We start from the raw sequence: 23,688 nt of genomic DNA on the forward strand, positions 1-23,688 counted from the left end.
GCACCGGCTCGACGATCTCGATCGGCGCGCCGGCCGGCCCCAACGGCAAGCTGTACATCGCTGGCCACGTGCTGGCCGACAAGGCGATCAACCTGTACAGCGGGACCTCGCCCGACGGCATCGACATCGAGGTCGACCTGAGCGGCGAATTGCGGACGCTGCACGGCTCGATCGCCTTCGACGCGGGCGAATTCGGCGACATCAAGGGCAACGTGATCGCCGGCGGCGCCGGCTCCACCGTGACGCTGAGCGCCAGCCGCGGCCTGGTGATCCGCCAGGACATCGAGGCGGACCAGGGCATCGTCCTCAGCACCACCGGCGCCGGCCTGTCGCACACCGAGTTTTCGACGCGGATGGAACAGAGCGTGCGCGACCCGCTGGACCCGTATGCGCTGTACAAGCTCACCGGCAACCAGCTCGCGGCCAGCGCCACGGTGAGCGTGGTGCTCACGCCGTCCGCCCACCTGCAGGTCACCGGCACGGGCGGCAGCGCGGCGCGCACCATCAGCATCGCCGGCGCGGCCGACGTGATCGTCAATGCGCACATCGCCGACGTCGGCGACATCGATGCCTTGACCGTGCGGTCCACCCAGGCCGACGTGTTCGTCGCCAAGCAGTCCGGCTGGCTCGAAGCGGCCGCGCCGATCACGGTCCAGGGCCTCAACGTCACGGTGCAGGGCGTCATCGTGGGCACCACGGCGGGCACGGGCAGCTCGCCCATGGTCGACATCGAAGCCACGTACGCGGCGGAAATCGCCGGCTCGGTCAGCAGCGCCGGCAACCTGCGGGTGCATGGCGGCGACAACGTCACGGTGGCGAACGGCTCGCTGCACGTGACCGGCAGCGGCGCGGTGCTGACGCTCGACTCCGGCAACTCGCTGGTGCTGGGCGGCGTGGGCCTGAGCCAGGACGGCACGCACTACCAGATGCTGGGCGCCGTCGTCACGGCGGTGACCGAAGTCGACCTCAGTTCGCAAGGCGTGATGCAGGTGTTCGCGGGTGCGATCGTGGCGAGTTCGGGCGACGGCTCGCGCGTGCGCGTCGACGCGGGCAGCCTCAACCTGAGCGGCGAGCTGCTGGCCGGCGCCAGCACCGACGGCTCGACCACCACCTGGACCGGCCACGACGCCGACGTGCAGGTCACGGTGCATGGAGCCGTCTCGGTCGGCGGCGATGCCTACGACGGCACCGGTGCGCTCGTGCCAGTGGGCGGCTCGCTGCAGGCGACGGGCGAGGTGAACCTGGCGACGGTCGATCCGGCCAACGGCGCCTTGCTGCAGACGACGACCGAAAGCTCCTTCATCAGCGACCCGACCGGCCACGGCACCTGGGCCGACACCGGCGCCAGCGGCCACGTGGTGCTGAACGTGGCCGGCGACGCGGACCTCTACGGCCTGGTCGATTCGCGCGGCGGCAACGCCACCGCCGACCTCACGGCCTCGGGGCAATTGCTGCTGGATGGCACGGTGCAGGCGGTCTCTACCGTCACGCTGACGGGCGGGCGCAACGACCAGGGCACCGGCGTCTTCCTGACCCAGCTCGTGGTGCAGACCGACGCCAACGGCCACGCGGTGACGGACGTCAACGGCACCCTGAAGGCGATCGACCAGGACGGCTTCCTGATCGACGCCAGCGGGAAGCAGATCCTCGACGACAGCGGCAACCCGATCTACGGCGGCGAAGTGATCCGGCAGTCCGGCGGCACCATCCACACGGCCATCGGCGGCACGATCAACATCGACGCCACCGGCGACATCCTGCTGCTCGGCATGGTGGGCAACGTCTACAAGGACGGCGACCATCCCGAAGTCGACGTGGCGCAGGTGCACATCGCCTCCACGCAGGGCAGCGTGCTGGTGTACGAACTGGTCAACGCGCGCGACCGCATCGACATCGCCGGCGCGGAAATCCACCTGGTGGACGACGCGCTGGTGAAGACGCGGCATGCGGGTTCCGTCGTCTACTTCGATGCCAGCAACCTGATCGCCGTCGAACTGAGCCCGACGACCACCGCGCGGGCGATGGTCGAGGCCGGCAGCCTGATCCACTTCCAGGCGCCCACCATCGAGATGGACGGCTTCCTGCAGACGCGCGATGCCGGCAGCCGGATCCTGATCAACGCGGTGGACAGCGCCACCATCTACGGCGACATCGAGGCGAGCGGCTCGATCGACATCAACGCCGGGGTGCCGGGCGACTTGAGCGAGGCGCAGTCGCTCGCCGCGCAGTTCTCGCGCACGGCGCAGGCGGGCTTCGTCAAGCTGGTGGGCGGAACGGTCGACGTGCTCAGTTCCGCGCACATCCATGCGGTGGGCGCCGCCAACGTGTTGGCAGGCGGCGACGTGCGCGTGGTCGCCTACGCCGCCGATGCGGGCAGCACCAATCCCGCCAACCCGCACATCGTCACGCACGCGACGACGGTGCAGGTCGTGACGGGCTCGATCCAGGTCCCGGCCGGCACGAGGGTGGAAGACGTGACGACCATGGTGGACAGCACGCGGACGGTCCCGGTCGGCACCGACACGGTGGTGATCGGCTCGCGGTTCACCACCATGGACATCACGCTGGTGCAGGCGGGCTACTGGAACGAGGCAACCCAGACCCAGCGCGCCTTCTTCGTGGCGGGCGTGGATTACGACGTCAGCAACACCGCCATCTGGAACACGATCCTGGGCTCCGACGGCAAGGTGATCAAGGCGCCGGCCAACCTGAAGAACGCCGACGGCTCGTGGATCACCTTCGACGAGCTGTCGACCGACCAGCGCAACGCGGTGCTCGCGTACCTGGGCTACAAGCCGCTGTACGACGTGCAGGCGACCAACGAGATCGTGTGGTCGACGGTCAACGGCGTGAGTTCGCACACCAACCCGGTCAACCCCACTTTCAGCGGCAGCCCGGACGTCGTCCTGATCGACGTGCCCGGCTGGAGCGACAAGTACCTGCGGATGCCGTCCGGCGCGGAAGCGCTGATCGAGGCGCAGATCCTGAAGGTCGTTTCGCAGGGCACGGTGACCGACAACCCGACGGTCGTCGGCCAGTACCGCGACCAGGCGAACCTGAATTACACGGAAGTCGCCACGGCGAACTACGCGACGAACTATCGCACCGTCACCGGGACCGAGTACTACCCGAATCCGGGCCAGTCGGGCAATCCGACGAACGTCGCGACGGACGTGACGGTGATCCCGCAGTGGAACATCACCTATTCCGACAGTGGCGTGCGCGAGACCCAGGTCTACAACGAAGCGGGCACGAGCGACGGCAACTATGGCCATGTGCCGATGTGGACGGGGGACACGACGACCGGCACGATCGCGGGCGACCTGCCGAGCTCCACCCACGCCCAGTACTACAGCAAGGATGCGCTGGGCAACCCGTACACGGCCTCGGTGGCGACCAACTACGCGTACGGCCAGCACACCGTGACAATCGGGACGTCCTATGGCAGCGTCTACAACGCCCGCCACTACCAGTACGTCTCCACGCCCACCGACTTCTTCACGGCGGCCAACAAGGCGGCTGCGGCCGGCGGCTTCCTCGCCGAGCCGCTGACGGAGGCCCAGAACCACGCGGTCTGGCTGACGTTCCCGAGCGACGCGGACGCCTGGATCGGCGGCCTGCTGTCCCAGAACGGCTGGCTGTGGCTGCGCCAGTGGTACAGCGGCACTTTCGACGGCAATGGTGGGTACAACATCTCCGCCAACGTCATCTCCATGAACACGTCCGGCTATCGCAACTGGAACAGCGGCGAGCCGAACGATGCCAACGGCAACGAGTTCGCCGTGGAGATGTACGGAGACTTCCGGACCGGCTCCAACGGCACCGTGGGCGCCTGGAACGACCTCGTCGCGACGGCGCAGCGCGGCTACGTGATCCAGTACGACCCGTCCTGGAGCAACCAGACGCTGTACGGCACCTACACCAACTACAACCAGCACTGGATCTCGGAGTGGACGAACATCACCGACGACCGCTACACGGCCAAGTACCAGTGGGTGAGCGAGTCGTCGGACATCACCGGCCTGCGGACGCGCTACGAGACGCAGAACATCCAGGTTCCCGTGACCACGCAGCAGACGGTGACGCTGTGGAAGTCGCAGCCGGTGACGCAGACGAAGGTGGTCTACACCACCGAGCGCGTGTATGAGGACGGCGCGGCGCAGCCGACCGGCGCCTTCGCCGGTGATTCCATCAGCGCCGGCGGCGGCCTGAACATCCAGGGCGCGAACGTCACCATCAGCGCCAACCTGGCCCAGACCGGCGCCCAGAGCGCCATGCAGGTCGCCGCGGGCGGCAGCCTGACGGTGCAGGGCGTGACGCCTGCCGGCACGAGCAACGCGATTCCCGCGACGGCCCAGCTCCAGTCGGCCGGCGGCATCCAGCTGACGGCGGGCGGCGCGCTGACCGTCGCCAGTTCGGGCGAGCTCACCGGCGGCTCCGACGTGCTGCTGCAGGCGACCGGCGATGCCGACGTCTCCGGCGCGGTCACGGCTCCGGGCACGGTCAGCGTGAGCTCCAGCGCCAACGTGGAGCTCGGTTCCGCCATCACGGCCGGCACCATCACGGTGAATGCGGCGCAGGACATCACGGGCAACATCGGCGCTGCGCTCACCGGCAACGTCACGCTGACGGCCCAGGCCGGCGACATCGCGCTGACCGATTCTTCCGTCACGAGCACCGGCACCGTCACGCTGACGGCCGGCGGCAGCGTGGACGCCACGGTCTCGCCGTTCACGCGGGTGGCCGGCTCGTCCTACGCCGGGTCGGTGATCGATGCGGGCAGCCTCTACGTCCGGGCGGGCACCGGTATCGAAGCCGACATGCAGGTGTCGCACGTCAATGCCGAGACGAGCGGGACGGGCGACATCACGCTGCGCAACGCGGGCGACCTGGTGCTGGACCACGTCTCCACGCACAACGGCGCGGTGGACGTGACGGCGCTCGGCAACCTCGCCGCGACCGACGTGCAGACGCATGGCAGCGGCAACTCGAACACCATCACGCTGAGCGCGCTGGACAGCGTGGCTGGGGTGGCCGGCAACCTGACGGTCCAATCGGTGGTCTCGGGCGGCGACATCGACCTGCTGGCCCACGGCTCGCTGACGCAGGCGAGCGGCAGCACGCTCAAGGGCGACCACCTGTCCGTCGTCGCCGACGGTCCGCTCAACCTCACGCCGCTGGTGAATGCGATCAGCGCGCAGACGACCTCCGCTGGCGACATCACCATCACCCAGAGCGATACGCGCCAGTTGGTCCTGGCCGACGTCGAAAGCTATGACGGCTCGATCAGCGTCACGGGCGGCGGCAACGTGGTGGCGCAGTACGTCGTCTCCACCGTCAACCGGGATGCGAACGACATCACCATCACGGCCGCCGGCAACCTGCAGGTCGGCTATGTCTCCGCGGGGGTCTATGCGGCCAATGCCGCCGAGGCGGCGCAACTGCTGGCGGGAACCGGCGCGACCGGGCTGAACTCGCAGGGCGACATCACCCTGACCGCCACCGGCGGGACGATAGGCAAGTCCGGCCTCGTGGCGGCAAGCGCTGTGAACCTCGTCGCCGACGAACTCATCCTGCGCGCCAGCGGCAGCATCACCACGCTGAACACGGCGATGAACACGCTGGTGGAAGCGACCAGCACCACCGGCTCGATCGACCTCGTCGACGTGGACGGGGCTTCGGAGCTCACGCCCGGCCTGGTCGTGCTGCTCGCACGCAGCCTGTCCAGCAGCGGCACGGTGCACGTGAACATCACGGCCGGCGGCGACCTCTCCGTCGGCCGCCTCCTGACCGACAGCCACGGGACGGTTCTTTCGACGACACCGGGAACCGTGAGCGCCCCGGGCGCGGGCTCCTCGATCAGCCTCACTTCCGTCGACGGCAACACCTCCGTCCAGGCCGGCAGCACGCTGGCCGTGACGGGCGGCATCACGCTGGTGGCCGGCCAGGCCGTTCGGACGCCGTCCCTGCCCGCGGTCACCGACCGCATCGAGCTGCGCGCGGGCACGACCATCCAGATCGGGTCGGCCACCAGCCTGCCCAACCTGCAGGCGAAGACGGTCATCCTCGAGACCGGGCCGTCGCTGGTGATCGACGGGACGATCAACGCGAGCGACCTGGTGCAGCTGACCAGCGACGATGGCGACGTGGTGATCCAGGGCGTCATCAAGGGCATCGGCTCCGGTAGCCTGGCGAACCTGCAGGTGAACGCGCTCGGCACGGGCGTCATCACCTCGTTCATCATCGACGCCACCACCGGCATGCTGATCTACCAGGACGCGAACGGCGTCCAGTACGCCGCCGACCTGGCCGGCAACAAGGCGTACGCCTGGCAGGACGCGACGACGAAGCGCTTCGCCTTCACCGCCTTCAACTCGCTCACGGGCAAGGTCGAGACCTTCTGGGACTCGGTCGGCAGCAACACCGATCCGACCCAGGGCAACCTCTACTACGCCGACAACAGCACCGCGGTGGCAGCCGCCGACCGCGCCAGCATCGGCTTGCTGACGCCCCAGTACACGCTGCTGGCACTGTCCCTCAGCGCGCTGGGCCTGACCCCCGTGACGACGCAAGCGCAGGCCGGCAACGTGTACTACCGCGGCGACTCGACGACGGCAAACGTCAGCGCGACCAACATGACGCTGACCGCGGCGGGCGGCGTGGTGCGGCAGGACAGCGGCCGGCGCCTGGACGTGGCGGGGACGCTGACCGTGCGGGCCGTCACCGGCATCGACCTGATCACCTCCGCCAGCAACGTCGACCTGCGCACGACCGGCGCCGGCGACATCGTGCTGAACGAGCTCAATGGCGTCACGCTGAACAGCGTGACGGCCGTCAACGGCGCGATCGACATCACGGCCGGCGGCACCATCAACGTCACGCGCGCCGAGTCGTCCACCGACGCCACGGGCAACGACATCAACGTGACCGCCACCAGCGGCGACGTCAACATCAACGCGATGGCGGCCGGCATCCTGCACGGCAAGATCATCGTGACGTCCAAGCTCGGCGACATCAAGGAAACGCAGCCGGCGGACACCGACGTCGACGTCGCGGCCGGCACCGTGGGCCTGTACGCCAAGGGCAAGGCCTACGTATCCGGCGTGACCTCGCCGGCGTCGGTCTACGACCTCGAACTCAGCACCACGAACGCGATCCTGACCGACCTGGTGGTCAACGTGGTCGGCGACTACTACCTCGACCAAGACGTGCGCGGCATTGTCGACGTCACCGCGACCGGCAACATCTACGTCATCCACGTCACCTCGGGCGGCAACTCCATCAAGCTGCATGCCGGCGGCAACGTCGCCGTCAGCGACCTCGAAGGCGCGGGCGGCAACGTGCAGATCACGGCGGGCGGCTCGATCTACGAGGGCGACAGCAACCACAGCGACATCGACCTCTTCGCGCAGACGCTCACCTTGAACGCCGGCGGCAACATCGGCGCCGGTGCGCTGCAGGTCTCGCCCGATCTCGACATCGCCGTCGGCACCCTCACGGCGACCGCGATCACCGGCGCCATCGGGCTGCACCAGGCGGGCTCGATCACGGTGGCCGGCCTGAGCGCCGGCGGGGCGATCGAGCTGGTGGCGAACCAGGGGACGCTGGGTGTCGGCGCAATCAGCCTGAGCGGCAACGTGACCGGGGGCGGGGCGGTGACGCTGAACGCGAACACGACGCTGACGAGCGCCGCGGGCGTGGTGGTGACGGCCCCCAGCCTCGATGCCGAGGCCAAGACGGGCATCACGCTGACCACGAACGTCAACACGCTGACGGCGAACGTGGCGCTGGCGGGCGGCATCGCCATCACGGAAACGGATGCCGCAAGCCACACCTTGACGCTCCAGCAGGTCAGCACCTACGACGGCGCTATCGCCATCAGCTCCGGCGGCACGCTCGCCGCAGTGGATGTCGAATCGGCCGGGGCTTCCGACAGCGACGACATCGCGCTGACGGCCAATGCGCTGCAGGTCGGGACGGTCGCCACGCACTCGCTCGGCGACGTGACGCTGACGGCGCGGACCGGCAGCGTGGGCATGCTGTCGCCGAGCGCCCTCGTCAGCGCGGACACGCTGAGCGTCAGCAGCGCCGGCGGCGTGAACCTCAACACTGCGGTGAATACGGCGAATGTCAGCGCGGCCGGGACCGTGTCGCTCTCCGAACAGGACGCGATCGTGCTCGGCTCCGTGGGCAGCACCGGCGGCCCGGTCACGGTGTCCGCAGGGTCGATCGCCGTGGGCCTGGTGCAGGCCGGCGGCAGCAACAGCGTCGAACTGGATGCGACGGGCGACATCGCGATGCGCGCGAACAGCCTGTCCACGGACCGCGTGAAGGCGGCGACCCTCATCGCGAATGCAGGCGGCGACCTCACGCTGACCACCAGCATCGGCGACCTGCACGCGACGGCCGGCGGCGACCTGGCGATCACCGAGCAGGACGCGCTGACGCTGGATTCCGTCGTGGCGGGCGGCTCGGCCAGCGTGACGGCGGGCGGCAGCCTCGTCGCGCAACTGGTCACCGGCAGCGGCGTCGCGCTCACCAGTGGCGGCACGCTGTCCATCGGCAGCGTCAGCGCGGGCTCGACCGGCAGCGTGAATCTCAACGCGCCGAACGGCGGCGTTGTCCTGCTGGCGGGGACGGGAACTTCGATCACGGGCGACCTTCTCGACATCGAGGCGAGCGGCGCCGTGTCGCTCGCACGTACGGCGGTGAATCACGTCGTGGCGCACATCACCGGCGACTTCACGCTGGCCCAGGCCGGCGCGGTGGCGCTGGACGACATTTCCACCGGGAACGGCAACGTGGTGGTCAGCGCGGGCGATCTCACGCTGACCAGCGTCGACGCCGGCAGCGGCAACGTGAGCCTCGCTTCGCAGGCCGGCATCAGCGGCGGCCAGCTGACGGCGCATGCGGTGACGTTGACCGCGGCGGCCGGCAGCATCGCGCTCAACGCCAGCGCGGACCAGGCGACGGCCCACGCGACGGGCAACGTGGCGATCGGCTCCGCCCAGGACATCACGTACACCAGCGTGGTGTCCGACGCCGGGACCGTCCAGGTCGGCGGCGCCGACATCACGTTGGGCCACCTGCAGGCGGCAGGGCGCGTGCGCGTGATTGCCAGCGGTACCATCGTTGACGGTTCGACCCTCGCGAGTCCGGCCATCGTCGGCACCGAGGCCATGCTGAGCGGTTCGCGCGGCATCGGCACCCAGGCCAATCCGCTGAGCCTGCAGGTGGGCGCCATCGCGGCGACTTCCGACAGCGGATCGCTGTGGCTCGAGAACCATGGCTCGCTGCTGGTGACCACGCTCACCCCGGCCGGCGGCGGCACGGCGATGGAGGGCGTCACGGCGCAGGGCAGCGTGAACCTCACGACCGACGGCAACCTGACGGTGGCAAGCGCCCCGCCGCCGGTGGCGCAGGATCCGAACGCCATCCCGAATCCGGACGCTATTCCCAATCCGCTGGACGGCCTGATGGTGGCCAGCGTGACGGGCGGCGTCGTGCTGGCGGCCGGCGGCAACGTGACGGTGCAAGCCGGCGCGCCGGTGCAGGCGGCGACCAGCATCTCGATCTCCGACGGCAGCGTCGCGGGCGGCACGATCACCATCGACGGCTCGTTGACCGCGCCCGTGGTGACGCTTGCGGGCGGCAATTTCGCCGACACCATCCTGGTCGACGACCTCACACAGGTGCATGCTGCCTCGCTGGTGCTTTCCGGTGGCGGCGGAACTGACAGCGCGGTGGTGGACGACCACCTGGCGCCGGCGGCCGTGAACGCCACCCTGAGCGCCACGACCGTGCAGGGGCTGGGCAATGGCGCCATCAGCTATTCCGGCCTGGAGAACCTGCGCTTCGAACTGGGCAGCGGCAACGACAGCTTCACGGTGACGGGCACCTCGGCCGCGACCATCATCGACGGCAACGGCGGCAACGAGACCTTCACCGTGCAGGCGATCGGCGCTGCGCTGACGCTGAACGGCGGCGCGGGCGCGGACACCTTCAACGTGGGAAGCGCGGCGCCGGCGACGGTGAACGGGATCGCGGCGGCGCTGGCGATCAACGGCGGAGGCGGCGGCGACACGCTGAACGTGGACGACAGCGGCGACACGCTTGCCGACGTGGGCTCGCTCGCGGGCGTGCTGACGGGCACCACGCTGACCAGCCTGGGCATGACGGGCGGCGGCATCAGCTACAGCGCCTTGCAGGCGCTGAACATCAGCCTCGGTTCCGGCGCCGACACCTTCAGCATCACCGACACCGGCGCGGTCACCACGCTCAATACCGGCGCGGGTGCCGACACGGTGAACGTGCTGCACACTTCCAACGCCACGACGGTCAACACCGGCGCCGGGCTGAACGTGGTCAACGTGCAGACGATCGACGCGGCGCTGACGATCAATGGCGGCAACGACGGCACTACCGTCAACGTGGGGAGTGCGGCGCCGGCGACGGTGAACGGCATCCAGGCCCTGCTGACGGTCAATGGCGGGCTCGGTGCCGACACGCTGAACGTGGACGACAGCGGCGACACGATCCCCGACACGGGCTCGCTGGCCGGCGTCCTGACGGGCAGTGCGCTGACCGGCCTGGGCATGACCGGTGGCGGCATCGCTTACGGTGCCCTGGAGAACCTGAACATCAGCCTGGGCTCGGGTGGCGATACCTTCACCATCAGCGACACCGGCGCGGTCACCACGCTGAACACCGGTGCGGGCGCGGACACGGTGAACGTGCTGCACACCTCGAACGCGGCGACGGTCAACACCGGCGCCGGCGCGAACACGGTCAACGTGCAGGCGATCGGCGCGGCGCTGGCGATCAACGGCGGCAACGACGGCAACACCATCAACGTGGCCAGCAGCGCGCCGGCGACGGTGAACGGCATCCAGGCGCTGCTGGCGGTCATGGGCGGGCTCGGCGTCGACACGCTGAACGTGGACGACAGCGGCGACACGCTTGCCGATGCGGGCCCGTTCGCGGGCGTGCTGACGGGCACCACGTTGACCGGCCTGGGCATGGCGGGCGGCGGCATCGCCTACGGCGCGCTGGAGAAGCTGAACATCAGCCTGGGCTCCGGCGGCGATACCTTCACTATCAACGACACCGGCGCGGTCACCACGCTCAATACCGGCTCGGGCGCCGACACGGTGAACGTGCTGCACACTTCCAACGTCACCACGGTCAACGCCGGGGCCGGCGGGAACACGGTCAATGTGCAGGCGATCGGCGCGGCGCTGACGATCAATGGCGGCAACGACGGCAATATCGTCAACGTGGGGAGCGCCGCGCCGGCGACGGTGAACGGCATCCAGGCCCTGCTGACGGTCAATGGCGGTCTCGGCGCCGACACGCTGAACGTGGATGACAGCGGCGACACGATCCCCGACACGGGCTCGCTGGCCGGCGTCCTGACGGGCAGTGCGCTGACCGGCCTGGGCATGACCGGTGGCGGCATCGCTTACGGTGCCCTGGAGAACCTGAACATCAGCCTCGGCTCGGGTGGCGATACCTTCACCATCGTCGACACCGGTGCGGCGACCACGCTGAACACCGGTGCGGGCGCGGACACGGTGAACGTGCTGCATACGTCCCACGCCACGACGGTGAACACCGGGTCGGGCGCGGACACCGTGAACGTGCAGACGATCGCAGCCGTCCTGGCGGTCAACACCGGCACCGAGGGGGACACGATCAATGTCGGCAGCCTGGCGCCGCTGGCGGGCGGAACGGTCAACGGCATCGCCGCGGCGCTGTCGATCGACGGCGGTGGCGGCGGCGACACGCTGAACGTCGACGACACCGGCGATGGCAGCGCGAACACCGGCACGCTGACGGCCAGCACGCTAACGGGCCTGGGCATGACCGGGGGTGGCATCACCTACGGCGGCCTGCAGGCGCTGAACATCAGCCTCGGGACGGGCGGCGACACCTTCGGGATCGCCGACACGGCCGTGGTGACCACGCTGAACACCGGCGCCGGCGCTGACACGGTGAACGTGCTGCACACCTCCAGCGTCACGACGGTCAATACCGGCGCGGGCGCGGACACGGTGAACGTGCAGGCGGTCGCCGGCGCGCTGACGATCAACACCGGTAGCGAGATCGATACGGTCAATGTCGGCAGCCTGGCGCCGGCCACGGGCGGCACCGTCAACGGCATCGCGGCGGTGCTGACGATCAACGGCGGCGGCGACGGCGACACGCTGAACGTCGACGACACGGGCGATGGCACGGCCAACACGGGCACGCTGACGGCCAGCACGCTGACCGGCCTGGGCATGACCAGTGGCGGCATCGGCTACAGCGGTCTCCAGGCGCTGAACGTCAACCTCGGCAACGGTGGGAACACCTTCAACATCACCGACACCGGCGCGACCACCACACTGAACACCGGCACGGCCATCGGCACCGGTGCCGACACGGTGAACGTGGCGCACACGTCCAACGTCACGACGGTGAACACCGGCGGCGGCGCGGACACGGTCAGCGTGCAGACCATCAGTGCCGCGCTGACGGTGAATACCGGCACCGGCGCCGACACCATCAACGTCGGCAGCCTGGCGCCGGCCACGGGCGGCACCGTCAACGGCATCGCGGCGGTACTGACTATCAACGGCGGCGGCGACGGCGATACCTTGAACGTCGACGACACCGGCGATGGCGCGGCCAACACGGGCACCTTGACGGCTACGACCTTGACCGGCCTGGGCATGACTGGCGGCGGCATCACCTACAGTGGCCTCCAGGCGCTGAACGTCAATCTCGGCAATGGTGGGAACACGTTCAACATCACCGACACCGGCGCGACGACAACGCTGAATACCGGAACGTCCATCGGCACCGGTGCCGACACGGTGAACGTGGCGCACACGTCCAACATCACGACGGTGAACACCGGCGGCGGTGGGGACACGGTCAACGTACAGACGATCGGCGCGGCGCTGACGGTCAACACCGGTAGCGGGGCCGACTTCATCAACGTCGGCAGCCTGGAGCCGGCCATTGGCGGAACGGTCAACGGTATCGCAGCGGCGCTGGCGATCAATGGCGGCGGCGACGGCGACACGCTGAACGTCGACGACACCGGAGATGGCTCGCCCAACACGGGAACCTTGACCGCCACGACCTTGACGGGCCTGGGCATGACCGGTGGTGGCATCACCTACAGCGGTCTGCAGGCGCTGAACGTCAACCTCGGCAACGGTGGGAACACCTTCAACATCACCGACACCGGCGCGATCACCACGCTGAACACCGGCACGGCCATCGGCACCGGTGCCGACACGGTGAACGTGGCGCACACGTCGAACACCACGACGGTGAACACCAGCGGCGGTGTGGATACGGTCAACGTGCAGACCATCGGTGCCGCGCTGACGGTGAATACCGGCACCGGCGCCGACACCATCAACGTCGGCAGCCTGGCGCCGGCTACGGGGGGTACCGTCAACGGGATCGCGGCGGCGCTGTCGGTCAATGGCGGCGGCGATGGCGACACGCTGAACGTCGACGACACTGCCGACGGCACGGTCAACATGGGCACGCTGACGGCCAGCACCCTGACCGGCCTGGGTATGACGGGCGGCGGAATCACCTACGGTGGCCTGCAGACGTTGAACGTCAACCTCGGCACCGGCGGCGACAGCTTCTACGTGCATTCCACGCAGGACGGCTCCACGAACCTGGCGACCGGCAGTGGCGACGACACCGTGCTGGTCTCCTCGCTTGCACACTCGCTGGACGGGGTGCGCGGCACGCTGGCCATCGACGCCGGTGGCGGCTCCAACACGCTGCAGGTCGACGATTCCGGCGCCACGGTCGCCGACAGCAACGTGGTGATCACGTCTTCGACCATCCAGGGCCTGGCCCCCGGACTGATCCAGTACGGCGCGACCGGCGGCAGCTTCGCCGGCGGCATCACCATCTCCGGCGGTGCGGGCGGCAACACCTTCACGGTGGCGTCGACCAACCACACCGACGGCGTGCTCACGGCTACCGTGCTGGATGCGGGGCAGGGCGCGGACCACGTGACGGTGACAGCCGCGGCGCCGGAGTTCCTCGTCATCGACGCCCAGGGCGGCGACGACCAGGTCGACGCCTCTGCGGCTACCACGCGGCTCGTGGTGTTCGGTGGCGCCGGCAACGACAGCCTGACCGGCGGCTCGGCCGGCGACATCCTGTTCGGCGACGGCGGCCGCGTGCGCTTCGCCGGCGCGGCCAACACCGTGTTGAGCGACGTGCCGGGCGAGATGGCGGTTGCCAATCCGGCGCTGGGCGACACGGTGCTCAGCATCGAGACCGTGGCCATCCCGGGCGAAGGCGCGGACGAACTGCATGGCCTGGACGGCAACGACGTCCTGGCCGGCGGCGGTGGCGGCGACACGATCACCGGCGATGGCGGCAACGACCTGGTCCTCGGCGACCACGGCTGGCTCGACTACGTGGGCGGTGACCTGCGCAGCTTGACCAGCACCTTGCCTGGCACGGGTGGCGACGACCACCTGTGGGGCGGCGACGGCAACGACATCGTGATCGGCGGCGCCGGCAACGACGAAATCCACGGCGGCGCAGGCAACGACCTGCTGGTCGGCGACGAGGATCCGGTCCAGTTCCTGAACGGCGCCTTCATCCAGGTGCTGAGCAGCAACACCGGCACCGGCGGCGTCGACACGATCACGGGTGATGACGGCGACGACACGATCATCGGCGGCGCCGGCGGCGACCTCCTGTCCGGCGGCGCCGGCAACGACCTGATCGTCGGCGACAGCGTGCAGATCGACTACGTTGCGGGCATCGTGTCGGTGGTGCAGAGCATCGATGCGGCCACGGGCGGCGACGACCAGATCAGCGGCGGCGACGGCAACGACGTGATCATCGGCGGCGCGGGCAACGACATCGTGCATGGCGACGCCGGGGCCGACCTGGTGTTCGGCGACAACGCGATGCTGAACTACGATGCCACCGGCGACCTCGTCGCCGCGAAATCCAGCGCGAGCGGCGTGGGCGGGATCGACACCATCGACGGCGACGACGGCGACGACATCCTCGTTGGCGGCGCTGGCGGCGACACGCTGCACGGTGATGCCGGCAACGACTTGATCTTCGGCGACGAAGCGACGATCAGCCTGGTGCATGGCGTGCTGCAGACCGCGTCCAGCCTGAATACCTCCACTGGCGGCGACGACACGATCACGGGTGACGATGGCATCGACACGGTGGTCGGCGGCTTCGGCGGTGATGGCATCAGCGGTGGCACTGGAAATGACTACCTCGTCGGCGACAACGCAGACCTGGTCTACAACAGTGGCGACCTGATCACGATCACCAGCAGCGCGTCCGGCGTCGGTGGCATCGACACCATCCACGGTGACGATGGCAACGACATCCTGGTCGGCGGCGCCGGCGGCGACTTCCTGCACGGCGATGCGGGTAACGACCTGATCTTCGGTGACGAAGCGACGGTGAGTTTGATCCAGGGCGTCCTGCAGTCGGCTTCCAGCCTGAACACGTCCATCGGTGGCGATGACTCGATCACCGGCGATGACGGCAACGACACGGTGGTCGGCGGCTTCGGCAACGATGGAATCAGCGGCGGCATCGGAAATGACTACCTCGTCGGCGACAACGCAGACCTGGTCTACGTCAGTGGCGACCTGATCACGATCACCAGCAGCGCCAGCGGCGTCGGTGGCATCGACACCATCCACGGTGATGATGGCAACGACATCCTGGTGGGTGGCGCCGGCGGCGACACGCTGCATGGCGATGCTGGCGATGACCTCATCTTCGGCGACGAGGCGACGGTCAGCCTGGTGCAAGGAGTCCTGCAGACCGCGTCCAGCATCAACACCGGCATCGGCGGAGACGACACGATCACCGGCGACGATGGCATCGACACGGTGGTCGGCGGCTTCGGCAACGATGGAATCAGCGGCGGCATCGGAAATGACTACCTCGTCGGCGACAACGCAGACCTGGTCTACAACAGTGGCGACCTGATCACGATCACCAGCAGCGCGAGCGGCGTCGGTGGCGTCGACACCATCAGCGGTGGCGATGACAACGACATCCTGATCGGCGGCGCGGGCGGCGACACGCTGCACGGCGATGCGGGTAACGACCTGATCTTCGGCGACGAAGCGACGGTGAGCCTGATCCAGGGTGTCCTGCAGTCGGCTTCGAGCCTGAATACCTCCACCGGCGGCGACGACACGATCACCGGCGATGGCGGCAACGACACAGTGATCGGTGGCTTCGGCAACGACGGCATCAGTGGCGGCACCGGCAACGATTACCTGATTGGCGACAACGCGAACCTGGTCTACAACAACGGCGACCTTGTCACGATCACAAGTAGCGCGTCCGGCGTCGGCGGCGTCGACACGATCCATGGCGATGACGGGAACGACATCCTGGTCGGCGGCGCTGGAGGCGACACGCTGCACGGCGATGCGGGTAACGACCTGATCTTCGGCGACGAGGCGACGGTGAGCCTGGTGCAGGGCGTCTTGCAGACCGCCTCCAGCATCAACACCGCCACTGGCGGCGGCGACACGATCACCGGCGATGGCGGCAACGACACGGCCATCGGCGGCTTCGGCGACGACGGCGTCAATGGCGGTGCTGGCAACGACTACCTGGTCGGCGACAACGCAGATCTCGTCTACAACAACGGCGACCTGATCACGATCACTATCAGCGCCAGCGGAATCGGCGGTGTCGATACGATCAGCGGTGGCGACGACAACGACATCCTGATCGGCGGCGCGGGCGGCGACACGCTGCACGGTGATGCGGGTAACGACCTGATCTTCGGTGACGAAGCGACGGTGAGTTTGATCCAGGGCGTCCTGCAGTCGGCTTCCAGCCTGAACACCTCCGCCGGCGGCGACGACACGATCTCCGGCGACGATGGCAACGATACCGTGGTCGGCGGTTTCGGCAACGATGGCATCAGCGGTGGAACCGGCAACGATTACCTGGTCGGCGACAACGCGAATCTGGCCTACAACAACGGTGACCTCATCACGATCACCAGCAGTGCTAGCGGCGTCGGCGGCGTCGACACCATTCACGGTGACGATGGCAACGACATCCTGGTCGGTGGCGCTGGCGGCGACACGCTGCACGGTGATGCGGGCAACGACCTCATATTCGGTGACGAGGCGACGGTCAGCCTGGTGCAAGGGGTCCTGCAGACCGCGTCCACCATCAACACCGGCATCGGCGGAGACGACACGATCACCGGCGACGATGGCGTGGACACCGTCGTCGGCGGCTTCGGCAACGATGGAATCAGCGGCGGCACCGGAAATGACTACCTCGTCGGCGACAACGCAGACCTGGTCTACAACAGTGGCGACCTGATCACGATCACCAGCAGCGCGTCCGGCGTCGGTGGCATCGACACCATCCACGGTGACGATGGCAACGACATTCTGGTCGGCGGCGCCGGCGGCGACTTCCTGCATGGCGACGCTGGCAATGACCTCATCTTCGGCGACGAGGCGACGGTCAGCCTGGTGCAGGGCGTGCTGCAGTCGGCTTCCATCCTGAACACGTCCATCGGTGGTGACGACACGATCACCGGTGACGATGGCCTCGATACCGTGGTCGGCGGCTTCGGCGGCGACGGCATCAGCGGCGGCACCGGCAACGACTACCTGGTCGGCGACAACGCGAGCCTGGCCTACAACAACGGCGACCTGATCACGATCACCAGCAGTGCTGGCGGCGTCGGTGGCATCGACACCATCAGCGGTGGCGACGACAACGACATCCTGGTCGGTGGCGCGGGCGGCGACACGCTGCATGGCGACGCCGGCAACGACCTCATCTTCGGCGACGAAGCGACGGTGAGCCTGGTGCAGGGCGTGCTGCAGTCGGCGGCGAGCACCAACGAAGCTACGGGCGGCGCAGACATCATCACCGGCGACGCCGGCAACGACGCCATCATCGCGGGCGCCATGAGCGACACCGTCAATGGCGGTGACGGCAACGACCTGATCCTCGGCGACAGCGGCCAACTCTCCTACATTGGCGGCGACCTGCGCACGGCCACTTCCACCGCCAGCGGCACTGGCGACGCCGACCAGCTGCACGGCGATGCCGGCGACGACATCGTCATCGGCGGCGCGGCCAGCGACACGATCACCGGCGACGCGGGCAATGACCTCCTGTTCGGCGACGAGGCGACGGTCAGCCTGCAAGGCGGACTGCGCGTCTCGGCGACGAGCATCAACACCGGCACCGGCGGCATCGACACGATCAACGGCAACGATGGCAACGACATCCTGGTCGGTGGCGCACTGGGCGACACGCTGCACGGCGATGCCGGCGACGATCTGATCTTCGGCGATAGCGCGAGCCTGAACTTCCTCGGAACCGGCTCGGTGGACGGCGTGCTCGACTCAGCCACCAGCATTACCGAAGCGGTGGGCGGCACCGACACGATCACCGGCGACGCCGGCAACGACGTCATCGTCGCGGGGGCCTTCGGCGACATGGTCAACGGCGGCGACGGCAACGACCTGATCCTGGGCGACAGCGGCCAGCTCTCGTACATCGGCGGCGACCTGCGCACGGCCACTTCCACCGCCAGCGGCACTGGCGACGCCGACCAGCTGCACGGCGATGCCGGCGACGACATCGTCATCGGCGGCGCGGCCGGCGACACGATCACTGGCGACGCGGGCAATGACCTGCTGTTCGGCGACGAGGCGACGGTCAGCCTGCAAGGCGGGCTGCGCGTCTCGGCGGCGAGCATCAACACCGGCATCGGCGGCATCGACACGATCAACGGCAACGATGGCAACGACATCCTGGTCGGTGGCGCACTGGGCGACACGCTGCACGGCGATGCCGGCGACGATGTGATCTACGGCGACAGCGCCAGCCTGTCCTTCGCCGGCGGCAGCCTCGTCCAGAGCCTCAGCGTGAGCGAAGCCACCGGCGGCGCCGACAGCATCACCGGCGACGACGGCAACGACGTCATCGCAGGTGGCGCGGGCAACGACGCCATCGACGGCGGCACCGGCAACGACTGGCTGATCGGCGACGGCGCGACCATCACCTTCGCCAACGGCGCGGTCGTCAAGGTGGCGGATACCGCGACCGGCCTGGGCAGCGGCAACGACGTCATCCACGGCGGCGCGGGCGACGACGTGCTGTACGGCGGCGCCGGCAACGACCTGCTGTACGGTGAGGACGGCGGCGACCGCTACGTCTTCCAGGGCGGCCACCTGGGCACCGATACCGCTTTCGAGAGCACGACCACGACGGGCCGCGACAGCCTGGACTTCAGCGAGTTCGCGGGCACAGTCAGCATCGACCTGCGCAAGAGCACCTCGCAGGTCATCGACCCGGCCAACCTGACGCTCACGCTGACGACCGGCGCCGCCTTCGAGGACCTCACGGGCAGCCAGCAGGACGACATCCTCGTCGGCAACGACCAGGACAACACCATCGATGCCCAGGGCGGCAACGACATCGTCATCGGCGGCTACGGCAACGACACGCTGTCCGGCGGCGACGGCAACGACATCGTGCTGGGTGACGAAGGCCTGGTGTATCGCGGCGCCACCGGCCCCGTGCAGGTGCTGTTGCTGGACGACGGCACGGTGACGGGCCGGCGCGACCTGTCCTCGAACAACGCCATGGCCACCAGCCAGATGGGCGACGACCTGTGGCTGGTCACCGGCACGCAGGACGCCTGGGGCCGCTGGTCCACGCACCTGCTGTCGGTCTCCCTGATGGCCGAGGGCAACGACGTCATCAGCGGCGGCGCCGGCGACGACATGCTGTTCGGCCAGGGCGGCAACGACACGCTGTCCGGCGGCGACGGCAACGACTACATCGAGGGCAACGAGGGCAACGACGCCATCTCCGGCGGCAACGGCGACGACATCCTGATCGGCGACAACAGCTACCACTTCGCCGCCACCGACGAAGGCCTGCCGATCGTGGCGCATGCCTACGGCCTGGGCCGCGGCGCCGAAGGTTCGCTGGCGGCGATCGTCGCGCCCGGCACCACGCTGCTGCCTTCGGGCCTGCAAGGGGTCGATCCCTTCGGCACCGTGGTGTACGAGGGCGACCGCAACATGTCGCTGCTCACCGGCCTCACGCCTTACAAGGACGCGCTGGGCACGCACACGGTCTTCGCCGCGGCGCTGCCGGACGTGAGCCGCCACACGGGCCTGCTGCTGGGCAACGACAGCCTGAGCGGTGACGCCGGCAACGACCGCCTGGTCGGCGACGACAGCGTCATCGTCGATCCCTTCCAGCGCGACCTGGCCAACCTGCTGTCGGACTTCGATACGGCCATGCAGGAACTGGCGCGCATCGACCGCGTGCTGCCGCCGCAGGCCACGCCGGCCGTCACGGTGGCCAGCGACAGCCTGAACGGCGGCGCGGACGACGACCTGCTGGTCGGCGACTCCAGCTTCGTGCTGGTAGGCGCGAGCGGCCACGCCACCACCTTGCAACCGGGCCTGGAGCAGGCGGCCGACGACTTCCGCATCGCCGTGCAGGCCATGGGCAAGCCGGTCAAGGGCGTGCTGCAGCCGCTGGACTACACGAGCGGCCGCGACACCCTGTCCGGTGGCGACGGCAACGACCGCCTGGTCGGCGACTTCAGCGTCGCCGTCACTGTGGCCGTCGACGTGCAGGCCAGCGGCGCGCCCGACTGGCTGTCGCTGGTGCACCTGCCTGCGCTGACGATCACCGGCAACTCGGACACGCTGTCCGGCAACGCGGGCAACGACCAGCTGGTCGGCGACTCGCAGCTGCTGGTCACGGTGGGCGTGGGCGCCGATCCGCTGGGCGATCCGGACGCGCTGCAGCAGCTCGATGCCGAAGCCGCTGGCGACGGCCCGGCCGACACCATCATGCTGCCGTTCGCGCCGGCCCTGCCGGCCGCGCCGGCGGCGGCGGGCAGCGGCTTCGTCACGCTGAACATCGGCGGCCTGGTGGACCAGGTCACGCTGCGCGGCGCAACCGACGTGCTCAATGGCGGTGACGGCGACGACCGCATCACCGGCGACGACAGCGTCACGATCTCGGTACTCATCGAAGGGCCGTTGGCTGGTCCCGCGGGCTACCAGACCTACGACCGCACCGTGGTCGTCAACAACCTGGTCGACACCATCACCATGACCGGTGCGGCCGACCAGGTGTCTGGCGGCAACGGCAACGACCTGCTGGTGGGCGACGACAGCTTCACGGCCTATGCCTTCGCCGGCGGTCCGCTGTCGCTGGGCGTCGACTGGTGGCACTGGAAGGGCCCGGGCGACTGGCGCCACTGGGGCGGCTGGTCCTGGGCCCCACATGGTCCGGGCTATGACCAGGTCAAGATCGTCGGCCTGGTGAACGATGTCAACCTGGTCGGCGCGGCGGACACGCTGAGCGGCGATGCCGGCGATGACACGCTGGTTGGCGACCACCAGGTGCTCATGGGCGCGCTGGTCGCCGGCCCGGTGCTGTCGGCCGAAGGCTCCTCGGTGCCGGTGGTCGGCTACGTGGGCGGCAGCGCGGTGGAAGTGCGGGGCATCGTCGATGGCCTCAACGTCTACGGCGCTTCCGATGTGCTCCAGGGCGTGGACGGCAACGACCGGCTGGTGGGCGACAGCTCGCTGCGCGTGGTCGCCGCCACCCAAGGCCCGCTGCTCACGGGAACGGCCGCCTTCACGACGGGCTGGGCCTGGAATTACGCGGCCCTGGTGGACTTCGACGGCATCGTGAACACGGTGGCCTCCTTCGGCGCCGCCGACAACCTGCAGGGCGGCGCGGGCGACGACAGCCTGGTCGGGGACGACACGCTCACCGTTGCCGCCATCGTCGACGGCCAGGTGGTGCTGGCCTCGCCGGGTACCGGCAGCTACACCGGTCGGCGCCTGTTCGACGGCAGCCTGGTCGAATTCGACGACCTCGCCGCCAGCATCGAACTGAATGGCGCCAATGACGTGCTGTCCGGCGGCGACGGCAACGACGAACTGATCGGCGACCAGCAGGTGCAGGTCGTGGCGGCCGTATCCGGCCCGTTGTTCGCAGCCGAAGCCGGCGCCGCGGCCCCGGTCGCCAGCGTCTGGTGGCTATCGCAGAGGGCCGTGCCGGTCGACTTCGGCAACCTGGTGGACTCGCTGGACGTCGACACGGGCAACGACACGCTCAGCGGTGATGCCGGCAACGACCGCCTCACTGGCGACTCCGACCTGCTGGTGAGTGCGGTAGTCACCGGTGCCATGGTCAGCGGCTACCAGGCGCCGACTTCCGGCTGGCCCGCGACGTTGACACTGGTGTCCTTCGACCAACTGGTCGCGCATGCCGACCTCGACGCTGGCGCCGACACGCTGGCCGGCGGCGACGGCAACGACCTGCTGGTGGGTGACAACACGGCCAACCTAGCCGTCGTGGTGGGCGGCGGCGCGGGCACCGGCAACTCGCTGGCGCCGGTGCTGAAGCTGTCGGTGCTGGTCGGCGACCTGCTGGGCGACCTGCACGTGCAGGCGGGCGTCGACTACCTGCATGGCGACGGCGGCAACGACGACCTGGCGGGCGACAACATGCTCACGGCGGGCCTGGTCCTCACGGGTGGCCAGCCGAACGATGCCGTGCAGGTGGTGGTGAGCTCGCTGGCCGACCACGTGACGCTGGACGGCGCGGGCGACCGCCTGGAAGGCGGCGATGGCAACGACGTGCTCACCGGCGACAACGACGTGCGGCTGGCGGGCGTGCGGCTGCAGGACGGCGCGGGCGCGCGCAGCATCGCAATCAACGGCCTCATCGACAACCTCGACGTGAACGCGGGGCGCGACACGCTGCTGGGTGGCAATGGCGACGACGTCCTGATCGGCGACCAGCAGGTGGTGGTGGTGGGCGTGGTCGACGAGGGCGGCATCTCCGGCGCGGTCAGCGTCAGCATAGGCTCGCTGGTGCCTTCGCTGAGCGTGGGCGCGGACGAGGATTCGCTGGACGGCGGCGCGGGCAACAACACCCTCACCGGCGACCAGGCGCTCGCGGTTGCGGCGCTGGTCGATGCGCGTCCGGCCACCGGCCCCACGCCGTCCGGCGGCACGCTGTCGCTGCAGGTGACGCAATTGCTCGGCTACGTCAGCGTCGGCGCCGACGACGACGTGCTCGTGGGCGGCGCGAACAACGACACGCTGGTGGGCGACAGCCAGACCATCGTCTCCGCTTTCCGCGGCGGCTTCGGCACGCCGGTAGCGGCGGCCGTGCAGCTGGGAGGCACGGAGCTGGTCGACAACCTCGACGTGAAGGCCGGCCGCGACACGCTGCGCGGCGGCGACGGCAACGACACGGTGGTCGGCGACAACGACACGACGATTGCGGTGCAGGCGGGCGGCACGGGCTCGGGCCTGCTGTCCGCGCTGGCGCGGCTGATCGACAAGCTGGGCATCTCCTCGGCGTCCGACGACGCCCGCGGCGACGGCGGCCTCAACGTGGTGGAGCAGAACAACCGCGCATCGCTGCCCACCGGCCTGGTCCGCAGCGCCAACGTGTCGGCCAAGGGCACGACCACCGGCGCGCCGTCCGCGCCGGTGATCGACTGGAACGGTCGGCTGGACGGCGACCTGCCGCCGGCCTCGTCGCCGGAGTGGATGGAGAGCTTCGCGAACCAGCTGGGTCGCAAGCAGGACCCGAACGCCAATATCCGCATCCGGCTGTAGC

Annotated in this window: 1 protein-coding gene (only partly in view); it reads left to right on the forward strand. The window is 69.1% G+C overall.

Going from position 1 to position 23,688, the window contains the following annotated elements:
- Window positions 1–23,687, forward strand: the 3' portion of a protein-coding gene (locus HHL11_RS34215) for an LEPR-XLL domain-containing protein (protein ID WP_281068752.1). The gene continues 32,119 nt to the left of window position 1, outside the view; 23,687 of the gene's 55,806 nt are visible here — the last part of the coding sequence; the start codon falls outside the window, past its left edge; its stop codon occupies window positions 23,685–23,687.
- Window position 23,688 lies beyond the last annotated feature (1 nt).

Source organism: Ramlibacter agri (genome assembly GCF_012927085.1).
Lineage (GTDB): Bacteria > Pseudomonadota > Gammaproteobacteria > Burkholderiales > Burkholderiaceae_C > Ramlibacter > Ramlibacter agri.